Below are 18381 nucleotides of genomic sequence, written 5' to 3' on the forward strand. Positions count from 1 at the left end.
GCGTGGTTTTTACGTGGATCTGACCCAGTGCGAGGACGGCCCTATCACCAATCTGCTGACCATGTCCGGCGCGCCGGTCAAGGAAGCCCCGCGCCGGCCGAAGCCGTCAAGGCCGCCCCGCCCGCCGCCGCCATCGCGGCGGACAAGCCCGTCGCGCCGGTCAAGGAAGCCCCGGTCAAGGCCAAGCCGGCCGGCAGCTCCATCGGTTATCAAGTCCAGCTGGGCCTGTTCTCCAGCATCGGCAACGCCGAAAAGCTGGTGAAGGAGCTGAAACAGCACGGCATCCCGGCCCACACCGTCACCCGCGTGCAGGTCGGCCCGTTCAAGAGCCGCGCCGAAGCCGACGAAACCATGGAGAAGTTGCGCGGCCTGGGTTATGCGCCCTTGCTGGCGCCCGCCGGACAATAAGACGAAATAAAAAAAGCCCTCTCCGCAATGCGGAGAGGGCAAGCTCTGAACTCACTCAAACAATCGGAACGGAACGCACCGCCGCGCGCGGCGCGGCCCAAGCCGCGAAGACCGGCCAGCGGCCCTCCGCCCCATCCCTTTTGTCAGCGCATTCTCGCCGGCCGGCCCCCAAGACTCAAACAATCTCAAAGCAGGCTCAAGCCACGCGCCCCATGTGAAAAACCCTCTTCGCCGGCGAAGAGGGTTGATGCGTCCAATCCTTTCCGGCCGTCAACTCCAGTCCAGAATCACCTTGCCGCTCTGACCGGACAACATGGCGTCAAAGCCCTGCTGGAACTCCGCCACCGGGAAGTGGTGGGTGATGATGGGGGTGATGTCCAGACCGGACTGGATCAGGGCCACCATCTTGTACCAGGTCTCGAACATTTCGCGACCGTAGATGCCCTTGATTTCCAGGCCCTTGAAGATGACGTGGTTCCAGTCGATGGCGGTGTCGGCCGGGGGAATCCCCAGCAAGGCCACTTTGCCGCCGTGGTTCATGGTGTCCAGCATCTGACGGAAGGCCTGCGGATTGCCTGACATTTCCAGGCCGACGTCGAAGCCCTCGCTCATGTGCAATTCGGCCATCACTTGCTTGAGGTCCTGCTTGGCCACGTTCACCGCGCGGGTCGCGCCCATTTTGCGCGCCAGTTCCAAGCGGTATTCGTTGACGTCGGTGATCACCACGTGGCGCGCGCCGACATGGCGCGCAATCGCCACCGCCATGATGCCGATCGGACCCGCGCCGGTGATCAACACGTCCTCGCCCACCAGATTGAAGCTGAGCGCGGTGTGCACCGCATTGCCGAAGGGGTCGAAGATGGACGCCAGATCGTCGGAAATGTCGTCCGGAATCGGGAAGGCGTTGAAGGCCGGAATCACCAGATACTCGGCGAACGCGCCCTCGCGATTGACGCCCACGCCGAAGGTGTTGCGGCACAGGTGGCGGCGGCCGGCGCGACAGTTGCGGCAATGGCCACAGGTGATGTGTCCTTCGCCCGACACGCGCTGGCCAATGCTGAAGCCCTGCACTTCCGAGCCGATGTCCTCGATCACGCCAACGTATTCATGGCCGACGTGCATCGGCACCGGGATGGTTTTTTGCGCCCAGTCGTCCCAGTTCCAGATATGAATGTCCGTTCCGCAGATCGCGGTCTTGCGAATACGGATCAATAGATCGTTGTGGCCGATTTCCGGCTTGGCCACATCGGTCATCCACAGGCCGCGCTCGGCCTTCAGTTTGGATAATGCTTTCATTGCTGTTCCTATCCGCCGCGGCGCCCTCTTGGGCGCGCGGCGCTACGCCTCAGATCACGCCGAGCTCGCGGCCCACTTTGATGAAAGCCGCCACCGCCAGCCTAACCTGTTCTTCGCTGTGGCGCGCCGACATCTGGGTGCGGATGCGCGCCTTGCCCTTGGGCACCACCGGGAAGGAGAAGCCGATCACGTACACGCCCTCTTCCAACAGCTTGGCCGCCATCTCGCCCGCCAGCCGCGCATCGCCCAGCATCACCGGCACGATGGGATGCTGGCCCGGCACCAGGGTGAAGCCGGCCGCGCTCATTTCCTGGCGGAACACTTCGGCGTTGCGGCGCACCTTGGCGCGGAGCTCCGCGCCTTCCCCGCCCTTGAGGATGTTCAGCACTTCCAGGCTGGCGGCGGCGATGGCCGGAGCCAGGGTGTTGGAGAACAGATACGGACGCGAACGCTGACGCAGCAGATCGATGACGGCTTTGCGGCCGGACACATAGCCGCCGGACGCGCCGCCCAGGGCCTTGCCCAGGGTGCCGGTGTAGATGTCGATGCGATCGGCCACGCCGCACAGCTCCGGCGTGCCGGCGCCGCTGTCGCCGATGAAGCCGACGGCGTGGGAATCGTCCACCATCACCAGCGCGCCGTGGCGTTCGGCCACTTCGCACAGGGTTTTCAGATCGGCGATGATGCCGTCCATGGAGAACACGCCGTCGGTGACGATCAGCTTGAAGCGCGCGCCGGCCTGCTCGGCGGCGACCAGCTGCGCCTCCAGATCGGCCATGTCGTTGTTCTTGTAACGGAAGCGCTTGGCCTTGGACAGGCGCACGCCGTCGATGATGGACGCATGATTGAGCTCATCGGAAATCACCGCGTCTTCTTCGCCCAGCAGGGTTTCGAACACGCCGCCGTTGGCGTCGAAGCAGCTGGAATACAGAATGGTGTCGTCGGTGCCCAGAAAGCCGGAAATCGCCTGCTCCAGGTCCTTGTGCACTTGCTGGGTGCCGCAGATGAAGCGGACCGAGGCGCAGCCGTAGCCGAAGTCGTCCATGCCCTTCTTCGCCGCCTCGATCAGGCGCGGGTCGTCGGCCAGGCCCAGGTAGTTGTTGGCGCAGAAATTCAGCACATTGCTGCCGTTGCTCAAGGCGATGTCCGCGCGCTGCGGCGTGGCGATCACGCGCTCGGGCTTTTCAAAACCGTCGGCGCGAATCTGCGCCAGCGTGGCTTCTAGGTGGGCTAAGTAGGTTCGGTTCATGACTGTCCTTGTCCAGGGATGACAAAAGAATCACCATTGCGCCGCCGGATCCGCGGCGACTCAAAAACTGGCACCATTCTAGCCCAGCCATTTCACAGCCATCAGTGACAGTTCAATGCGTTTTTCCAAGATACTGTAACCTTGATAAATTAATACGAACCGACACTGTCACCATAAAATACCGCACGACAACTATCGTCACTTCAAATATTTGGCGATGATTTTTTCCAGCTTCCCGCTTTCGCGCAATTGCTGAAACGCCCTGCTCAGCCTCAGCGCGGTCGCATCCGACATTTTCGGACTGCAGGCCAGATAAATACTGGTGGTTTGCACCTGCAAGGCCTCGCGGATGCTGTCCGTCGGCGTGCCCACCTGTTTGATGGTGTAGTTGGCCACCACGTCATGCACCGCCCAGATGTCCGCCACGCCCGCCGCCAGTTCGCGCTCGGCCTCCTCCGGCGTAGGTCTGACCGAATACCCTATATTGTTTTTTTTCAGATACTCCGCCAGCGAGGAGCCCAGCAGCACCACGACGCGCTTGCCCTTGGCGTCGTCCAGCGAGTTCAAGACCACGGGATGATGCGTATTGATGAACAGGGATTGCTTGCTTTCCATCACCAGCCCCACCCAGCGATACATTTTCTCTCTCTCCGGGGAGCGGGTAAAAGGCGTCAGACAACTGTCCGCGTCTTGCTGCACCTGCATTTGGGCGCGCTTCCAGGGGATCTCCGGCATGCGCACACTCAAGCCGGCCAATTGCAGCGCCTGGGCCACCACCTCCGTGGCGATGCCGCTCAATTTGCCGCCCTCTCCTTTCAACACCAGCGGCGGATACTCCACGCTGTAGACGGAGAGCGTCGACGGCTCCGCCGCCAACGCCGCCATGCACCACAAGCCGCTTATCGCCCACCCCAGTTTCATCCCGCACCTCCGCCCGATGCCCATGCCCGTTACAGTCCTTAACATGATTTTTAGTCCAGCCGCCGGCGTTTGCGCACAGAAACCGCGCAGCCGCGGGCTGCGATGCTAAAATCGGCGCCATGTCCTTGCGCGTCCGCCTTATTTCCAGCTCCCTGTCCCTGCTGCTTGCCGCCTGCGCCAGCACCTCGCAACCCGCCGCGGTGGAGTCCGCCGGCTTTTACCGCGTCAAACCGGGAGACACCCTGTTTCGCATTGCCCAGAACCACCGGGTCAGCGTGGCGAACCTGGTGCGCTGGAACGGGCTGAAAGACCCGGGCAGCATCAATGCCGGGCAATTGCTGCGCGTATCAGCCCCCGGCGGCTCCGCGCAAGCCTCCGCCAAGCCCGGCCGTCCGCAGCCCAGCCGGCCCGCGGCCAAGCCTTCCGCCTCCGAGCCCAGCAAGCCCGCGCCCCGGCCGACGGCCAATATCAAGCTGATCTGGCCGGCCAAGGGCCCCGTCATCGCCAAGTTCAACGGCCAGGGCAGCAAGGGCATCGACATCGCCGGCGAGGCGGGCACCCCCATCCGCGCGGCGGCCGGCGGCAAGGTCACCTACTCCGGCAAAGGCATCCGCAGTTACGGCAATCTATTGATCATCCAGCATGACAATGCCCACCTCACCGTCTATGCTCACAATCAGTCCTTGCTGGTCAAGGAAGGGCAAGCGGTCAAGGCCGGCGACACCATCGCCACCATGGGCAGTTCCGGCACCACCCGGGTCAAGCTGCACTTTGAACTGCGCGTCCGCTCTTCGGCGGTCGATCCCCTGCCCTATCTGACGGACTGAGCCGCACGGCGGCGGAGCGCTTGTCAGCGCCGGCGGCGTACGCGCAAAATACATTCCTTATCTGATGCGCAACCTATCGCCCGGACAGCACGGTTTCCACTGCGCGGGCCCGAAGCGAGGAAGTCGAGAAGGCAAGCCGATGGGGAGATTACTGTTACTTGGCAGCTTGCTGCTGGCCCTCGCCGCCAACGCCCACGCCGCCAAGATCGTCAAGGTGGCCTTTGGCGAATCGCTGGAGCCCTATGTGATGGAGGGCGGCAAGAGCGGGCTTGAAGTGGAGATCGTGCGCGCCGCCTTGCAAGAGCGCGGCTACCGGATAGAACCGGTTTTCTTTTCCCAACCCCGGCTGCCGATGGCGCTGAAGAACAAGGACATCGACGCGGTGGCCACCGTGGGCGAGCAGGCCGGATTGCAAGCCGAGTATTCCGACGTCTACATCAGCTACGAGGATGTGGCCATCACCCTCAGCAGCCGCCGCATCCAGTTGCACCAAGCCAAGGAGTTGGGCGCCTATCGGGTGCTGGCCTTTTCCCTGGCCAGGCAATACCTGGGCGAAGCCTTCAAGGACATGGCCCGAAGCAATCCCAACTACGCGGAAACCGCCAACCAGGTGGATCAAAACCGGCTGCTGTACCGCGGCTCCGTGGACGTGGTGGTGGCCGACCGCAACATCTTCGCCTGGATGAACCACAAGCTCGCCACCCAGTTCAAGGAAAAAACCGCGCCGGTGGACATTCACCGGCTGTTCGCCCCCACCGTGTACCGGATGGCCTTCCGCAGCGCCCCCCTGAAGGACGAGTTCAACCTGGGCTTGCGCGCGATACAAAAAAGCGGCGCCTACAAGCAAATCGTGAATCGTTACCAGAACCTCTGAGCGCGATTGCCGATGACAGCAAGATAGCCTAACCTTCACGGTTTGATTCCGCACCGTCCCGCGCACCGTGAAACCGTCCCGTTTGCTGTTTGCCCTTTTGCCCGCGCTGCTGAGCGCCTGCGCCACCGTCAGTCCGCCGGCCCCGGTCGCCGCTCCCGTCGTCGTCGCGCCCGTCTCCCCCGAGCCGGAGGCCCCTGCGCCGGCGGTCGAAGCGCCGCCCTCGCCTCCGCCGGTGAGCGCGCCGCCGCTCAGGCCCGCCTACAACGATCCGCAGGCCGGGCGCCTGTTGCTCAACCGCCTGCTGCCGGCCAAGATCCGCGACCGCCAGGGCTGGAGCAACGACATGCTCTCGGCCTTCGCCCACCTGAAGATCCCCTACACCGCGGAGAATTTCTGCGCGCTGGCGGCGGTGATCGAACAGGAGTCCAGCTGGCAGGCCGATCCCACCGTGCCCAATCTGCCCGCCATCGTCTGGGACAAGATCGCCGAGCGGGCCCACGGCTATCTGATCCCGCTGCCGGTGGTCAAAGCCGCGCTGATGAAGACATCGCCCAACGGCAAAAGCTATAAGGCGCGCATCGACAGCCTGCGCACCGAAAGGGAAATGAACGATCTGTTCGAAGACATGGCGCGCGAAGCCAGCAAGCTGGGCCTGCCGATGAGCATGAAGAACCCGATCCGCACCGGTGGGCCGATGCAGGTCAGCGTCGAGTTCGCCGAAGGCCACGTCCGAGTCTGGCCCTATCCCTATCCGCGCAGCGGCAGCGTGCGCCAGGAAGTGTTCACCCGCCGCGGCGGCGTCTACTTCGGCGCGGCCATCCTGCTGCAATACCCTGCGCCTTACAGCCAGATGCTGTACCGCTTCGCCGACTTCAACGCCGGCCGCTACAGCAGCCGCAACGCGGCCTTCCAAGCCGTGATGGAGAAACTCAGCGGCAAGGACCTGACGCTGGACGGCGACCTGCTCAGCTACAAGGACGGCAAGGTCTACCCCAGCACCACCCAGAGCGCGGTCATCAGCCAGGGCGGCAAACTGGGCATGGGCCAGGGCGAGATTCTGCGCGACCTGAAACTGGAAAAAAGCGCCGCCTTCGGCCAAAGCGAGCTCTACCGCAAAACCTACGCGCTGGCGGACCAGCGCTTCGGCAAGCCCGCGGCGCGCGAACAACTGCCGCAGATCGATCTGAAAAGCCCCAAGATCACCCGCAAGCTGACCACCGAGTGGTTCGCCAAGCGCGTGGACGGCCGCTATCAGAGCTGCCTGGCCCGCGCGCGTTGACCTCAAAACCGCCGCGATTATAATCCCACGTCATCACCCGCCGGCGCCGCTCCCGACGCCGGCGCCGGGCGGGCCTGGCTCGTCCCGCACAACAAGGCGAATTCATTCATGCGCACCACGCTCTCCTACTTCACCGGCTCGCTGCTGTTCAGCGTCGTCGTGCTGGCCGCCGCCGGCTGGTACGGCTTCCAGCTGGGCGGCCCCGCCATGGCCAGCTCTTTCCTGGTCACCGCCCTGGTGCTGGCGATTCTGGAAACCAGCGTTTCCTTCGACAACGCGGTCGTCAACGCCAGCGTGCTGCAGGCGATGAGCTCCTTGTGGCGCAAACTCTTCATGACGGTGGGCATCGCCGTCGCCGTGTTCGGCATGCGCATCCTGTTTCCGCTGCTCATCGTCGCCGTCGCCGGCGACACGCCCTTGCTCGAGGCCTTCTCCATCGCCACCCGCGAACCGCTGCGCTACCAGCAGATCATGCACGACTCGCATCTGATGATCATGGGCTTCGGCGCCACCTTCCTGCTGATGGTGGTGGTGGAATACTTCGTCAAAAAGGAAAAGGACGAACACTGGCTGCCGGCCGTCGAGCCGCTGCTGGCCCGATTGGGCTCGGTTGAAAACGCGCAGTCGATGATCGCCATCCTGTTGATCGCGCTGGTGGCCGCCGCCATTCCCGCCGGACAGAAGATGGAGTTTCTCAGCAGCTGTTTCTGGGGCTATGTGGTGTTCATGGCGCTACATGTGTTCAAGCAGCTGTTCGGCGGCATGGACATTCAGACCGCCGCGGCCAAGAACGGCCTGATCGGCTTCGTCTATCTGGAAACGCTGGACGCCAGTTTCTCCATGGACGGCGTGATCGCCGCCTTCGCCATCACCAATAATTTCTGGCTGATCGCCGCCGGGCTCGGCATAGGCGCGATGTTCGTGCGTTCGATGACCATTCTGCTGGTGGAGCGCAACATCATCGGCCAGTTCAAATACCTGGAGACGTCCGCGTTCTGGGCCATCGGCGCCCTGGTCGCCATCATGTTCGCCGCCGCGCTCCACGTAGAGCTGGGCGAAGTGCTCACCGGCCTGATCAGCGTCGCCATCATCGGTCTGGGCATCGTCACCAGCCTGCCGGGGCGCAAGCGCCGGCGCGACTGAAACGCCCGCGCCGTAATGCGAACAGGCCTGGATTCCAGGCCTGTTCGTTATAGAGCGGCGACGGCGTTTCGCCGGCGCGCCTTGCTTCGGCCGTGAAACCGACTTTTGTTAGCCGCTCTTATCCGTCAAAGCCGATAACTGGCTCCCGTCATCAGCTTGGCGGACAGCTTCATCGCCCCCTTGACCGGAGCCGGCAATGGGGCCGCGCCCAGATCGTGGGCCATGTCCGCATGCTTCAATTCGTCGTCGCGCATCTGCTCGACGATGGCGCGGCTCTTGGCGTCCGCCTCCGGCAACAGCTTCAGATGGCTGTCCAGATGCGCGCCCACCTGTTGCTCGGTTTCCTCCAGAAAGCCCAGATTCCACTTATCGCCCAACACCCCGGCGGCCACGCCTATCGCCAGCGAACCGGTGTACCACAGCGGGTTGAACACGCTGGGCCGGCCGCCCAGCTCGCGAATGCGCCGCTCGGTCCAGGCCAGATGCTCCACCTCCTCCTGCGCCGCTTGGCGCAAGGCTTCGCGCGCCTGCGGCGTGCGCGCCGTCAGCGCCTGCCCCTGGTATAAAGCCTGGGCGCACACCTCGCCGCAATGGTTCACCCGCATCAGGCCCAAAGCGTGCCGCTTCTCCTCCGCAGCCAGCTCCGCCTCGTCCAGCGCTGCGTCAGGATGCGGCCGCAGGCTTTGCGCGGAAGCAAACAGGGTGCGCAGCCCCTTGTCGAACTCGACGATCCATTTGTCCAGCATCAATCGCTCTTTCTCGCGCTCACTCAATCGCCGGCGATTATACCCGCCCGATACGCGACGCGGCAGCTACTGCTATAATTGCGCGGTTTATCGAAACATTGTGTTCAACACGCTCAACAAGGATTCCCTGATGGATCTCGCTAGCATCGGCCCGGGCAAAGACATGCCGGGCGACTTCAACGTCGTCATCGAAATCTCCGCCAACGCCGCCCCGATCAAGTACGAATTCGACAAAGACTGGAACGCGCTGGTGGTTGACCGCTTCATGGGTACTTCCATGATGTATCCGGCCAACTACGGTTTCGTGCCGCAAACCCTCGCCGGCGACGGCGATCCGGTTGACGTGCTGGTGGTGACCCCCTTCCCGCTGCCTCCGGGCGTGGTGGTGCGCTGTCGCGCGCTGGGCCTGATCAAGATGGAAGACGAGTCCGGCGTTGACGCCAAGCTGGTGGCCGTGCCGGTGGAAAAACTGTGCCCGATGTACAAGTCCATCCAGAAACTGGAAGACCTGCCGGAACTGCTGCGCAACCAGATGGTGCACTTCTTCGAACACTACAAAGACCTGGAAAAAGGCAAGTGGGTCAAAGTGCAAGGCTGGGGCACGCTGGACGACGCCAAGACCGAACTGGTCGACGGCATCGCCAACTTCGAAAAATAAGCGCTCGGCGCTTATCCCAAGACAACCGGCGCGCGTCGCCGGTTTTTTCATGCCCGGCGTTTGCCTCCGCACATTCGCCAACGCTGATATTGCAACGCAATATGCCATCATTATTTGCTACAATCGCTGAGGCTTGGACACCGCGGCCGCCCGCAGTTAGAAAAGCAAGTGATTGTTACTAAATACCATAAATAATTCTTTTACCCGTCGCCGCATTGCAGGTATCGTTCCATTAGAGCCTGCCGACGGCCCCGCGGGCTAAAGTAAAACAAGGCCTTGCGGCTGAAAAAGCGGAATGCGCATATGGCAGATAGGCGCTTCGAAGGGGTTCTCAAAGACCGTACGCCGGCGCGCGGCGGATCGTGAACCGCTTCCGGGAGCCCGCCCGCGTTCAGGACCGCAATGCCCCGAACATGGCCCCATGCCCCGCCGCCTGTCGTCGCCATGGCGTCGGGCAGCCCAACCGGAACCATAGTGACCTATATCGCCCAAGGCTCAGCACCGCAACTCCACTGGCTCCAGCAGCGCCTGGCCAGCCGGGGTTTGCCCGCGTCCGCCGGCGCGAGCGGTCCGCCGTCCTGGCTGCCTGGCGATTGGCAAGGCTTTTACCTGTCTTCCGGCTGCTGGATCAATATCGACCCCCTGCATCAAGCTCCCCTGCCTCCCCGCCTGCGGCTCTGCCGCAAGCACGAGGTCCAGTTGCTGGAGTTGGACGGCGCCTGGCAGGCGCTGGGCTCGGACTTCGGCTTCATGCTGTTGCTGGGCGCCGACCCCGCGCCGACCGCCGACGCCTTGGCCTTGCTGGACGCGCTGGCGCCGCTGCCGGCCGCCTGGCTGCGCTGCGGCCCGACGGGCAGCGCGCGCTACACCCGCCAGGTCTGGGAAGCGCTGCTGTTCATGTTGAGACGGCAGACGCCGCCCAGCCCGGCCACGCAAACCGCGCCGGACTGGGAAACCGGGCTGCGCGGGCAATGGCAGCTGTGGGAACAGCTGGTGCGCCTGTCGCAACGCTATCTGCGGGAACGCAAGCTGCCCGAGGACAATCCGACGGCGCGGCGGGACTTCGCCGAACCGCCGCGGGAGCAAGAACACTACGCCGCCAGCCTGGCCGGGCTGATCGTGCAGGCGGACGGCTGCCAGCAGGCCTGGCGGCAATTATGGGACGACTTCGCCGCCCAAGCTCCGCTGAGCCCTAAAAACTAAAAAGCCCGCGAGAACGCGGGCTTTTTTTCACGACAAGGCCGGAATCAGGCGGCGCTGGTCGCCTTCTTGCCGCGGGCGACGGCGGCGCTGGCGGCCTTGGCGGAGTTGGTGGCGGCTTCCACGCTGGCTTCGGCGATTTCCGCGCTGACCTTCTTGGCGGTCTTGGACACGCTTTCGAAAGCGGCGTTGGAGGTGTTCACCAGGCTTTTCAGAGCGGACACCGCGGCGTCGGAGCCGGCCGGCGCGTTCTTGGACAGACGGTCCAGATTGCTCAGCAGGGTCTGATTGCCTTCGGCGATCTGCTCTTCGACAAAAGCGGCCAGTTCATTCTGGGTGGTCAGCGCGGCGTCGTAGACATTGCGCGCCACGGAGAAAGCCTGATCGATGGACGGCTGAGCCAGGCTGCTCTGCACTTCGGCGAAGGCCTTGGGATCCTTGGCTTCGCTCAGCGCCTTGATCGCCTGGGCGTTGTCGGCCAACAGCTTGCGCGACAGGTCCAGTTGCAGCGCGGCCAGACGCTCGGCGCCGGCCAGCACGATGGAGGAGAAACGCACGGCCTTGTCGAACTGCGACTGGCCGAGAGCGGAGAATTCTTGAGTAGTGGTAAACATGACGACTCCTAAAAAATATCCAAAATTGACAGCTCAGCAACGACAGCGAACTTAACCTGCGCCCTTGATGTTGCATCGCAACAATTGCCATTCTGGCGGGTCGGCTCTCTCGAGTCAAGAAAATGTTGCAATGCACAAGCGGCTAAACCGCTATTTTTCATGAATTTTTGCAACACAAACATTCCAAAGACATTACGGAAACGCGCTTCCTTTCTTCTCCGCGCGACGATTCCCTCAATTGCAACACTTGCCTGCGTCCAAGCCCGCCGCCTCGGCCGATTTCGGCCTTTTGGCCCCAAGCCGAGCAACGCCATTGAAAGCCTGTCAGCAACCCAGTACACTCGCCCCATAGAATAAATCTATCTACATGAAGCCAAGTACAATGAGCCCTGCGGCCAACGCATTCGACATAAAATCCGCCAGCCTGGATCTGCTGGCGCTCTTGCTGCGCACCGACGACCTGGACGAACTGAGCCAGGCGCTGGACGCGCGTTTCGGCACCGGCCACGACGCGCCGGCGGAAGCCTTCGTCCTCGACGTGGAAGCCTTGCCCGCCCCGGCCGAGCTGGATTACGGCCGCCTGCTGCCCATGCTCAGCCGCCGCGGCATCCGCGCGGTGGCCCTGCGCCACCCCAGCACCGCGCTGGCCGGCGTCGCCAGCCAGTTCGGCCTGGCCTACACCAGCAGCGCCACGCCGGCGCGCTCGGCGCAAAGCGCGCCGGAACCCGCCGACAAGCCCGCCGCGCCGGAACCGGCTCCGGCCACCGGCGCCATGATCGTCGACCGTCCGGTGCGCGCCGGCCAGCAAATCTACGCCAAGGGCTGCGATCTGATCGTGCTGGCCATGGTCAGCGCCGGCGCGGAAGTGATCGCCGACGGCAATATCCATATCTACGCGCCCTTGCGCGGCCGCGCTCTCGCCGGCGCGCGCGGCAACGCCGGCGCCCGCATTTTCGCCCGCAGCATGGAGGCCGAACTGGTGTCCATCGCCGGAGTCTATCGAACTATCGAACAAGCCTTGCCCGACAGCATTCTGGGCAAGCCAACTCAAATCTATCTCGAGAACGAGCGCCTGGTCATGACCGCGCTCGGCGAGTAACAAGCCATTATTCAAAGGGATCGACTGTGGCAAAAATCATCGTTGTGACGTCCGGCAAGGGTGGCGTCGGTAAAACCACTACCAGTGCCAGCTTCTCCTCCGGCCTGGCGTTGCGCGGTCACAAAACCGTCGTCATCGACTTCGACGTCGGTTTGCGCAACCTGGACCTGATCATGGGTTGCGAACGCCGCGTGGTCTATGACCTGATCAATGTCGTCAACGGCGAAGCCAGCCTGAACCAGGCGCTGATCAAGGACAAGAACTGCGACAACCTCTACATCATCCCCGCCTCGCAAACCCGCGACAAAGACGCCTTGACGCTGGACGGCGTGGAGAAGGTGTTGAACGACCTGGCCGAAGCCGGCTTCGAATACATCGTCTGCGACTCGCCGGCCGGCATTGAAAAAGGCGCGCTGATGGCGCTGTACTTCGCCGACGAAGCGCTGATCGTCACCAATCCGGAAGTCTCCTCGGTGCGCGATTCCGACCGCATCCTGGGCATTCTGTCCTCCAAGTCCAAGCGCGCGGAAGAAAGCCGCGAGCCGGTCAAGGAACACCTGCTGATCACCCGCTACTCCGCCGGCCGCGTCGACAAGGGCGAAATGCTGTCGGTGGACGATGTGAAGGAGATTCTGCGCGTGCCGCTGCTGGGCGTGATTCCGGAGTCGCAGACCGTTCTGCAAGCCTCCAACTCCGGCACCCCGGCCATCCACCTGAAAGGCTCGGACGTCGCCGACGCCTATTCCGACGTGGTGGCCCGTTTCCTGGGCGAAGAGCGCCCGATGCGTTTCCTCGATGCCCCCAAAGTGGGCATTCTGAAGCGCCTCTTTGGAGGTTAAGTCATGTCCCTGATCGAAATGATCTTTGGCAAGCGCCAGAAAACCGCGGCCATTGCCAGAGAACGCCTGCAAATCATCCTGGCCCACGAACGCAACGGCCGCAGCGCGCCCGACTATCTGCCGGCGCTGCAGCGCGAATTGATGGAAGTGATCTCCAAATACGTCGCGGTCAATCTGGACGACATCAAGGTGCAAGTGGAGCGCCAGGACGACTTCGAAGTGCTGGAAGTCAATATCGTGCTGCCGGAGCACCAGCGCTGAGCCATGACGCTGACCGAACTTCGCTATATCGTCGCGGTGGCGCGGGAGCGCCACTTCGGCCGCGCCGCGCAAAGCTGCTTCGTCAGCCAGCCGACGCTGTCCATCGCCATCAAGAAGCTGGAGGACGAACTGGGCGTCACGCTGTTTGAGCGCGGCGGCCAGGAAGTCAGCGTCACCGAGATCGGCGAACGCATCATCGAGCAATCGCAACGCGTGCTGGAGGAGGCCGAAACCGTCAAACGCCTGGCCGGCGAACATCAGAACGAACTGGTGGGCCCGCTGAAGCTGGGGGTGATTTTCACCATCAGCCCCTATCTGCTGCCGCGGCTGATCCCGGCCTTGCGCATCCTGGCGCCGGACATGCCCTTGATCCTGGAGGAGAACTACACCTCCCGGCTTTCGGAAATGCTCAAGCGCGGCGAAGTGGACGCCATCATCGTGGCCGACCCCTTCGACGAGGCCGGCACCGTGGCGAGCCCGCTGTACGACGAGCCCTTCGTCGTCGCCACGCCCAAGGGCCATCCCTGGGAAAAGCTGGGCGCCATCGCCGCCAATCAGCTGGCCGACGAAAGCGTCCTGCTGCTGACCCAGGGCAATTGCTTCCGCGATCAGGTGCTGCAGGCCTGCAGCGATCTGGCCAGCCGGCAGAGCCACGGCGGCACGCTGGCCGCCAATCTGCAGGGCAGCTCGCTCAACACCATCCGCCACATGGTGGCCAGCGGCATGGGCGTCACCGTGATGCCGTCCACCTCGATAGGCCCCACCGACGAATCCTTATTGTCGGTGGTGCCGTTCAAGACGCCGGCGCCACAGCGCCGCGTGCTGTTGGTGACGCGCAAGCAGTTCTTCCGCAAGAAGGCGATAGACACCCTGCAACAGGCGGTCTTCCGCTCCGGGCTGGAAGGCGTCGCCATGCTGGAAGGCGAAGCGCCGGCGCAATAAGCCGGCTCCCGCCCCCAAACGAGACAACCGCTGCGCGCCCTGCCGCAGCGGTTTTTTTCCGCCCCACCACCGCAAGGAGTTTCCCCGTGTCTCAATTGCGCAGCATTGAAATCAAAGCCTTCGTGCCCGCCCGCGACTACGCGCTGTCGCAGCGCTTTTACGCCGATCTGGGCTTCGAGCAAAAGTCGGACAGCCACGGCGTCAGCTATTTCGTCCATGGCCAGTGCAGCTTCCTGCTGCAGGACTTCTATCATCCGCAATTGGCGGAAAACCTGGTCTTGCACTTGCTGGTCGACGATGTCGACGCCTGGCACCGCCAATGGCTGGCCCAGGGCGTCGCCGAGCGCTACCCGGCCAAGATAGGCCCGCTCGTGGACCAGCCCTGGGGCATGCGCGACTTCTGCCTGCACGATCCCTCCGGCGTGCTGTGGCGCGTCGGCCAGAACCTGTAAGCCGCCGCGGGCCGGGCCCTCACACAGCGCGGCCAAGCTCCTCCTTCAGTATCGCGAACAGGCTTTCCGGTCTCCCGTTCAGGAAGAAGTGATCGCCGGGCAGGATCTCGCTGCGAAAACCGCCGGTGGCATAGCCCTGCCAGGAAGCGGCCGCCTCGACGCCGCCCTCTTCTTCGCTGCCGCCCAGGGCGACGATGCGGCAGCTCAAAGGGGGACGCGGCGCGGGACGGTAAGTCTCTATCGCCTCGAAATCGGCGTGCAGCACGGGCAGGATGACCTGGACCAGTTCCGGATGGGCCAGCACTTCCGCCGGCGTGCCGTTCATGCGCATCACCTCGTCCAGAAACTCATCGTCCGGCAAGCCGTGTATCGGCCGCTCTCTCGGCGGCAGATGCGGCGCGGCGCGGCCGGACACGATCAGGCAGCAGGGCGCCGGCAGGCCGCGCGCCCGCGCCCGCTGGGCCACCTCGAAAGCCAGGCTCGCCCCCATGCTGTGCCCGAACAAGATGTAAGGCCGGTCCAGCAGCGGCGCGATCGCGTCCGTCGCCTCCTCGGCCTGCTGATCCAGCCGGTAGCGCAGCGGATCGTGAAAGCGCCGCCCCCGCCCCGGCGGATGCATGGGCCGGAGATCCACCGCGGCCGGCAAGCGCTCCGCCCAGCCGCGGTACACCGCCGCGCTGCCGCCGGCGTAAGGGAAGCAGAACAGGCGCAAGGCCGCGGCTTGGCCGGCCGGCGCGGCGTCCACCCAGCCGCGGTTCACGGCGCCACCTTGCGGATGAAGCCGCCGGCTTCTTTGATCGCCGCCCTCGCTTCCGGCAGCATCGGCGTCAGGGTGGCCCAGGCGTGCGGCAGCCGCCGCCACACCTTGAAATCCACGCCGACGCCGGCCGCGCTCGCCTTGCTGGCCACGCGCGCGGCGTCGTCCAGCAGCACCTCGCTGTCGCTGGCCTGGATGAACAGGTCCGGCAGGCCCGCGTACTCGCCGTAGAGCGGCGAGGCGATGGGATGATCGGCGGCGGCGTCGCCAAGGTAGTAGCGCGAGAAATTCCTCACCGCCACCGCGCTCAGCATCACGTCGGACGCGTCGTTCGCTTCCAGCGAGGCCCCGGTCGCCGCCAGATCCGTCCACGGCGAGAACAAGACCGCGCCGGCCGGCATCGGCGCGCCCGCGTCGCGCAGCGACAGCAGCAGCGCCAGCGCCAGCCCGCCGCCGGAGGAATCGCCGGCGACCACGATGCGCTCAGGCGCCACGCCCTCGTCCAACAGCCCCCGATACGCCGCCAGCGCGTCGTCGACGGCGGCCGGGAACGGATGTTCCGGCGCCAGCCGGTAAGCCAGCGAAAACGCGCGCGCGTCCGCCTCCCGCGCCAGCGCGGCGGCCACGCCGCGGTGCGTCAGCGGCGAGCAGAAGCAATAGCCGCCGCCGTGCAAATACAGGATCACCCGCCCGCTCGCCTCGCGCCGCGCGGAGGCTTCAGGCTCTATCCACTCGCCGCGCAGCGCCTCCGCGTCCAGCTTGCGCACCCGCCAGCCGCGCGGCGGCTTGATTTCGCCGCGCGCCCATTTCGCGCTGCGCTCGCGCATTTCCTGGGCGGTCAGGCCGGGCTTGCGGGTCAGGGATTTGGCCGTTCTGCGCAACAGCCAGGAGAAACATAGGTTTTGCCAACTCATGAATCGCTTTCCAGTCATGAAGAGAAAGAAGTCTGCCGTCGCGCGCGGCTTATCCGAACACCAGTTTGCGATGCGCGGCGATGCCCGCCAGCGCGCCGTTGCCGATGGCCAGCGCCACGGTGCCGCCCCGCTGCGTGATGTCGCCGCAGGCGAATACGCCCGGCGCCGATGTCTCCATCGCGTCGTCGGTCCGCACATAAGGCCCCAGCGGCCCCTCCTCGATCACGCAGCCCAGCTGCTCCGCCACCGGGCTGGACAGGCGGAAGCGGTTCATCATGAACAGCCCGTCAAAGGCCAGCCGGCGGCCATCGGCCAGCTCGACGGTGGCGCGCTCGACAATGCGCGCGATCCGTTCGCGCACGATGTCGACACCCCGCTGCGCCAGCGCCTCGCGCTGCGCCGCGTCCGGCTCGAAGCCGCCGTCGCTCAGGAAGACGGTCGGGCCCCATTCCGGCATCAGCATCGCCGACAGATAGGACAAGGGACCGCCGCCGAGCACGCCGATGCGGCCCTGCTTCAGTTCGTAGCCGTGGCAGTAAGGGCAGTGGAACACGCTTTCGCCCCAGCGCTCGCGCAGGCCCTCCAGCTCAGGCAATTCGTCCACCACGCCGAAGGCCAGCACCAGCTGGCGCGCCGCGTAGCTTTGGCCGGAGGCGCAGCGCAACGCGTAGCCGGCCTCGCCGCTCTCGGCCCGGACCACGGTGTCCGCGCGCCATTGCGCGTTGGGATAGGCCAGCAATTGCGCCTTGCCGTCCGCGGCGATCGTGTCGGGCGAGCGCCCGTCCAGGCCGATCACGCCGTGGGATTGGGCGGCGAAGCGATTGCGGCGCGCGCCGGCGTCGATCACCAGCACGCGGCGGCGCGCGCGCGCGATCTGCAAGGCGGCGGATTGTCCGGCGTGACTGCCGCCGATCACGATGACGTCGAAGGGCGTTGTGGAAGTTTCGGTATTCATGATGGGATGTCCTTATCGGGATGAATCGGAGGGCGCGCGGACGGCCGTCACAGCCGGCCGCCGCCGCAGGCTTCCGCCGCGCGGTCCAGCAGCCAGCGCACGATCAGCTTGGCGCGCGGTACGCGCTGCCCTTCGTCGCGGCGCCGCAGCGCCAGTTGTTGCGTGATCACCGCCAGCCGCAGCAGGCCGTAGGCGTACCAGTAGGCGGGTTCCGCCACCTCGCGTCCGGCCGCGGCGGCGTACAGGTCCACCAGCGCCGCGCGCGTCGGCGCGCCCGGCGCGCAGCTCGGCCCGGGCGCGTCCAGCCGCAGCAGCGACGAATCCCGGCCCTCTATCCAGTAAGCGAGCGCGGCGCCAAGATCCGCCAGCGGATGGCCGACCGCGGCCAGCTCCCAATCGACGACGCCCACCAGCCGCGCCGGATCGCCCGGGTCGACGAGGATGTTGTCCAGCTTGTAGTCGTTGTGCAGCCAGGCGGAGGGCGCGGTCTGCGGCATCCGCTCGCTCAGCCAGTCGGCCACCGCCCGGAAGTCGGCGTCGGCCGCCGCGCCCGCCTCCTCCGCGTTCCAGCGTCGCCGCCATTCGCTCAGGATGCGGCGCAGATAGTCGGGGGGCCGGTCGGCCGGCGCGACCTCCAGCGCATGCAGGCTCGCCAGCGTTTCGATGAAGTTTTCCGCGAGCCGGCGCACGGTGTCGGGGCCGAGCGCTCCGCAGGCGGCCGGCGCGACGCCGTCCAGCTTTTCAACCAGCAGCAGCGCGGCGTCGCCGTCCTCGTCCACCGCCAGCGGCCTGGGCGCCAGCCGGAACTGGCCGGACAGCCGCTCCAGCAGCGCGTAGCGGCGCCTCGCCTCGCGCGCGCCGCCCTCCGGCAGCCAGTAGGCGATGAGTTCGCTGTCGCCGCCCTGCACCAGGAACACTTCGCTGGCCCGGCCGCCGCCCACCCGCGT

General features: G+C 65.0%; 22 protein-coding genes. 12 read left to right on the plus strand and 10 right to left on the minus strand.

What is annotated here, in order from left to right; genetic code table 11:
- The first annotated feature begins 27 nt into the window (after nt 1-27).
- Complete coding sequence (locus NK214_RS23475; protein ID WP_253315654.1) at nt 28-408, plus strand: SPOR domain-containing protein; 381 nt, start codon at nt 28-30, stop codon at nt 406-408.
- 270 nt (nt 409-678) lie between these two features.
- Here the strand turns inward: NK214_RS23475 and tdh are convergent, their stop codons facing one another.
- The 3 genes from tdh to NK214_RS23490 form a co-directional block, all read right to left on the minus strand.
- Entirely contained in the window at nt 679-1704 is a 1026-nt protein-coding gene (gene tdh / locus NK214_RS23480; RefSeq protein ID WP_107798552.1) for an L-threonine 3-dehydrogenase, read from the minus strand.
- A gap of 49 nt (nt 1705-1753) precedes the next feature.
- Nucleotides 1754-2953, minus strand: coding sequence for a glycine C-acetyltransferase (locus NK214_RS23485; protein WP_107798551.1), 1200 nt, complete (start codon nt 2951-2953; stop codon nt 1754-1756).
- Nucleotides 2954-3151: 198 nt separating this feature from the next.
- The gene (locus NK214_RS23490) at nt 3152-3874 is read right to left on the minus strand and encodes an ABC transporter substrate-binding protein (protein ID WP_227104372.1); all 723 of its coding nucleotides are present in this window, start codon (nt 3872-3874) and stop codon (nt 3152-3154) included.
- A 119-nt stretch (nt 3875-3993) separates the two neighbouring features.
- Between NK214_RS23490 and NK214_RS23495 the strand changes: the two genes are divergently transcribed.
- The 4 genes from NK214_RS23495 (at nt 3994) to NK214_RS23510 (ending at nt 7997) form a co-directional block, all read left to right on the plus strand.
- A complete protein-coding gene (locus tag NK214_RS23495; RefSeq protein WP_253315655.1) occupies nt 3994-4701 on the plus strand; it encodes a peptidoglycan DD-metalloendopeptidase family protein in 708 nt (235 codons plus the stop codon).
- A gap of 139 nt (nt 4702-4840) precedes the next feature.
- Nucleotides 4841-5575 (plus strand): ABC transporter substrate-binding protein, encoded by a 735-nt coding sequence (locus NK214_RS23500; RefSeq protein WP_158274244.1) that lies wholly within the window; start codon nt 4841-4843, stop codon nt 5573-5575.
- A gap of 82 nt (nt 5576-5657) precedes the next feature.
- A complete protein-coding gene (locus NK214_RS23505) occupies nt 5658-6854 on the plus strand; it encodes a DUF1615 domain-containing protein (RefSeq protein ID WP_253315656.1) in 1197 nt (398 codons plus the stop codon).
- A gap of 108 nt (nt 6855-6962) precedes the next feature.
- Nucleotides 6963-7997, plus strand: coding sequence for a DUF475 domain-containing protein (locus tag NK214_RS23510; protein ID WP_107798546.1), 1035 nt, complete (start codon nt 6963-6965; stop codon nt 7995-7997).
- 125 nt (nt 7998-8122) lie between these two features.
- Here NK214_RS23510 and coq7 read toward each other — a convergent pair whose 3' ends face one another.
- Nucleotides 8123-8743, minus strand: a complete 621-nt coding sequence (gene coq7 / locus NK214_RS23515; protein WP_227104378.1) for a 2-polyprenyl-3-methyl-6-methoxy-1,4-benzoquinone monooxygenase — start codon at nt 8741-8743, stop codon at nt 8123-8125.
- A gap of 130 nt (nt 8744-8873) precedes the next feature.
- Between coq7 and ppa the strand changes: the two genes are divergently transcribed.
- Complete coding sequence (gene ppa / locus NK214_RS23520; protein WP_107798544.1) at nt 8874-9401, plus strand: inorganic diphosphatase; 528 nt, start codon at nt 8874-8876, stop codon at nt 9399-9401.
- Nucleotides 9402-9875: 474 nt separating this feature from the next.
- Nucleotides 9876-10604, plus strand: coding sequence for a hypothetical protein (locus NK214_RS23525; RefSeq protein WP_253315657.1), 729 nt, complete (start codon nt 9876-9878; stop codon nt 10602-10604).
- A gap of 44 nt (nt 10605-10648) precedes the next feature.
- On the opposite strand, the gene NK214_RS23530 is transcribed toward NK214_RS23525, so the two are convergent.
- Together NK214_RS23530 and NK214_RS23535 are read right to left on the minus strand one after the other, a co-directional pair.
- Nucleotides 10649-11215, minus strand: coding sequence for a phasin family protein (locus NK214_RS23530; RefSeq protein WP_107798542.1), 567 nt, complete (start codon nt 11213-11215; stop codon nt 10649-10651).
- An 8-nt stretch (nt 11216-11223) separates the two neighbouring features.
- Nucleotides 11224-11565 carry a hypothetical protein gene (locus NK214_RS23535; protein ID WP_227104382.1) on the minus strand — a complete coding sequence of 114 codons (342 nt, stop codon included), beginning with the start codon at nt 11563-11565 and terminating at the stop codon, nt 11224-11226.
- Nucleotides 11566-11597: 32 nt separating this feature from the next.
- On the opposite strand from NK214_RS23535, the gene minC reads away from it, so the two are divergent.
- From minC to NK214_RS23560, 5 genes are all read left to right on the plus strand, one after another.
- A complete protein-coding gene (gene minC, locus NK214_RS23540; RefSeq protein WP_107798541.1) occupies nt 11598-12314 on the plus strand; it encodes a septum site-determining protein MinC in 717 nt (238 codons plus the stop codon).
- 26 nt (nt 12315-12340) lie between these two features.
- The gene (minD, locus tag NK214_RS23545) at nt 12341-13153 is read left to right on the plus strand and encodes a septum site-determining protein MinD (protein WP_048409059.1); all 813 of its coding nucleotides are present in this window, start codon (nt 12341-12343) and stop codon (nt 13151-13153) included.
- Between the two features lie 3 nt (nt 13154-13156).
- Entirely contained in the window at nt 13157-13414 is a 258-nt protein-coding gene (gene minE / locus NK214_RS23550; protein ID WP_019104116.1) for a cell division topological specificity factor MinE, read from the plus strand.
- Between the two features lie 3 nt (nt 13415-13417).
- Nucleotides 13418-14356 (plus strand): LysR substrate-binding domain-containing protein, encoded by a 939-nt coding sequence (locus NK214_RS23555; RefSeq protein ID WP_107798540.1) that lies wholly within the window; start codon nt 13418-13420, stop codon nt 14354-14356.
- Nucleotides 14357-14442: 86 nt separating this feature from the next.
- Nucleotides 14443-14808 carry a VOC family protein gene (locus tag NK214_RS23560; RefSeq protein ID WP_081547350.1) on the plus strand — a complete coding sequence of 122 codons (366 nt, stop codon included), beginning with the start codon at nt 14443-14445 and terminating at the stop codon, nt 14806-14808.
- 19 nt (nt 14809-14827) lie between these two features.
- Here the strand turns inward: NK214_RS23560 and NK214_RS23565 are convergent, their stop codons facing one another.
- The 4 genes from NK214_RS23565 to NK214_RS23580 form a co-directional block, all read right to left on the minus strand.
- Nucleotides 14828-15568 (minus strand): alpha/beta fold hydrolase, encoded by a 741-nt coding sequence (locus NK214_RS23565; RefSeq protein ID WP_253315658.1) that lies wholly within the window; start codon nt 15566-15568, stop codon nt 14828-14830.
- Nucleotides 15565-16479, minus strand: a complete 915-nt coding sequence (locus NK214_RS23570; protein WP_158274243.1) for an alpha/beta hydrolase — start codon at nt 16477-16479, stop codon at nt 15565-15567. Before NK214_RS23570 ends, NK214_RS23565 begins: the two co-directional genes overlap by 4 nt.
- A gap of 49 nt (nt 16480-16528) precedes the next feature.
- Nucleotides 16529-17434, minus strand: coding sequence for an NAD(P)/FAD-dependent oxidoreductase (locus NK214_RS23575; protein ID WP_253315659.1), 906 nt, complete (start codon nt 17432-17434; stop codon nt 16529-16531).
- A gap of 47 nt (nt 17435-17481) precedes the next feature.
- Nucleotides 17482-18381, minus strand: a 900-nt coding sequence (locus NK214_RS23580; RefSeq protein WP_253315660.1) for a phosphotransferase family protein, incomplete at its 5' end; no start/stop codon positions are given.

Origin of the sequence: Chromobacterium sp. S0633 (assembly GCF_024158805.1) — a bacterium.
In the GTDB taxonomy this organism is placed as follows: domain Bacteria; phylum Pseudomonadota; class Gammaproteobacteria; order Burkholderiales; family Chromobacteriaceae; genus Chromobacterium.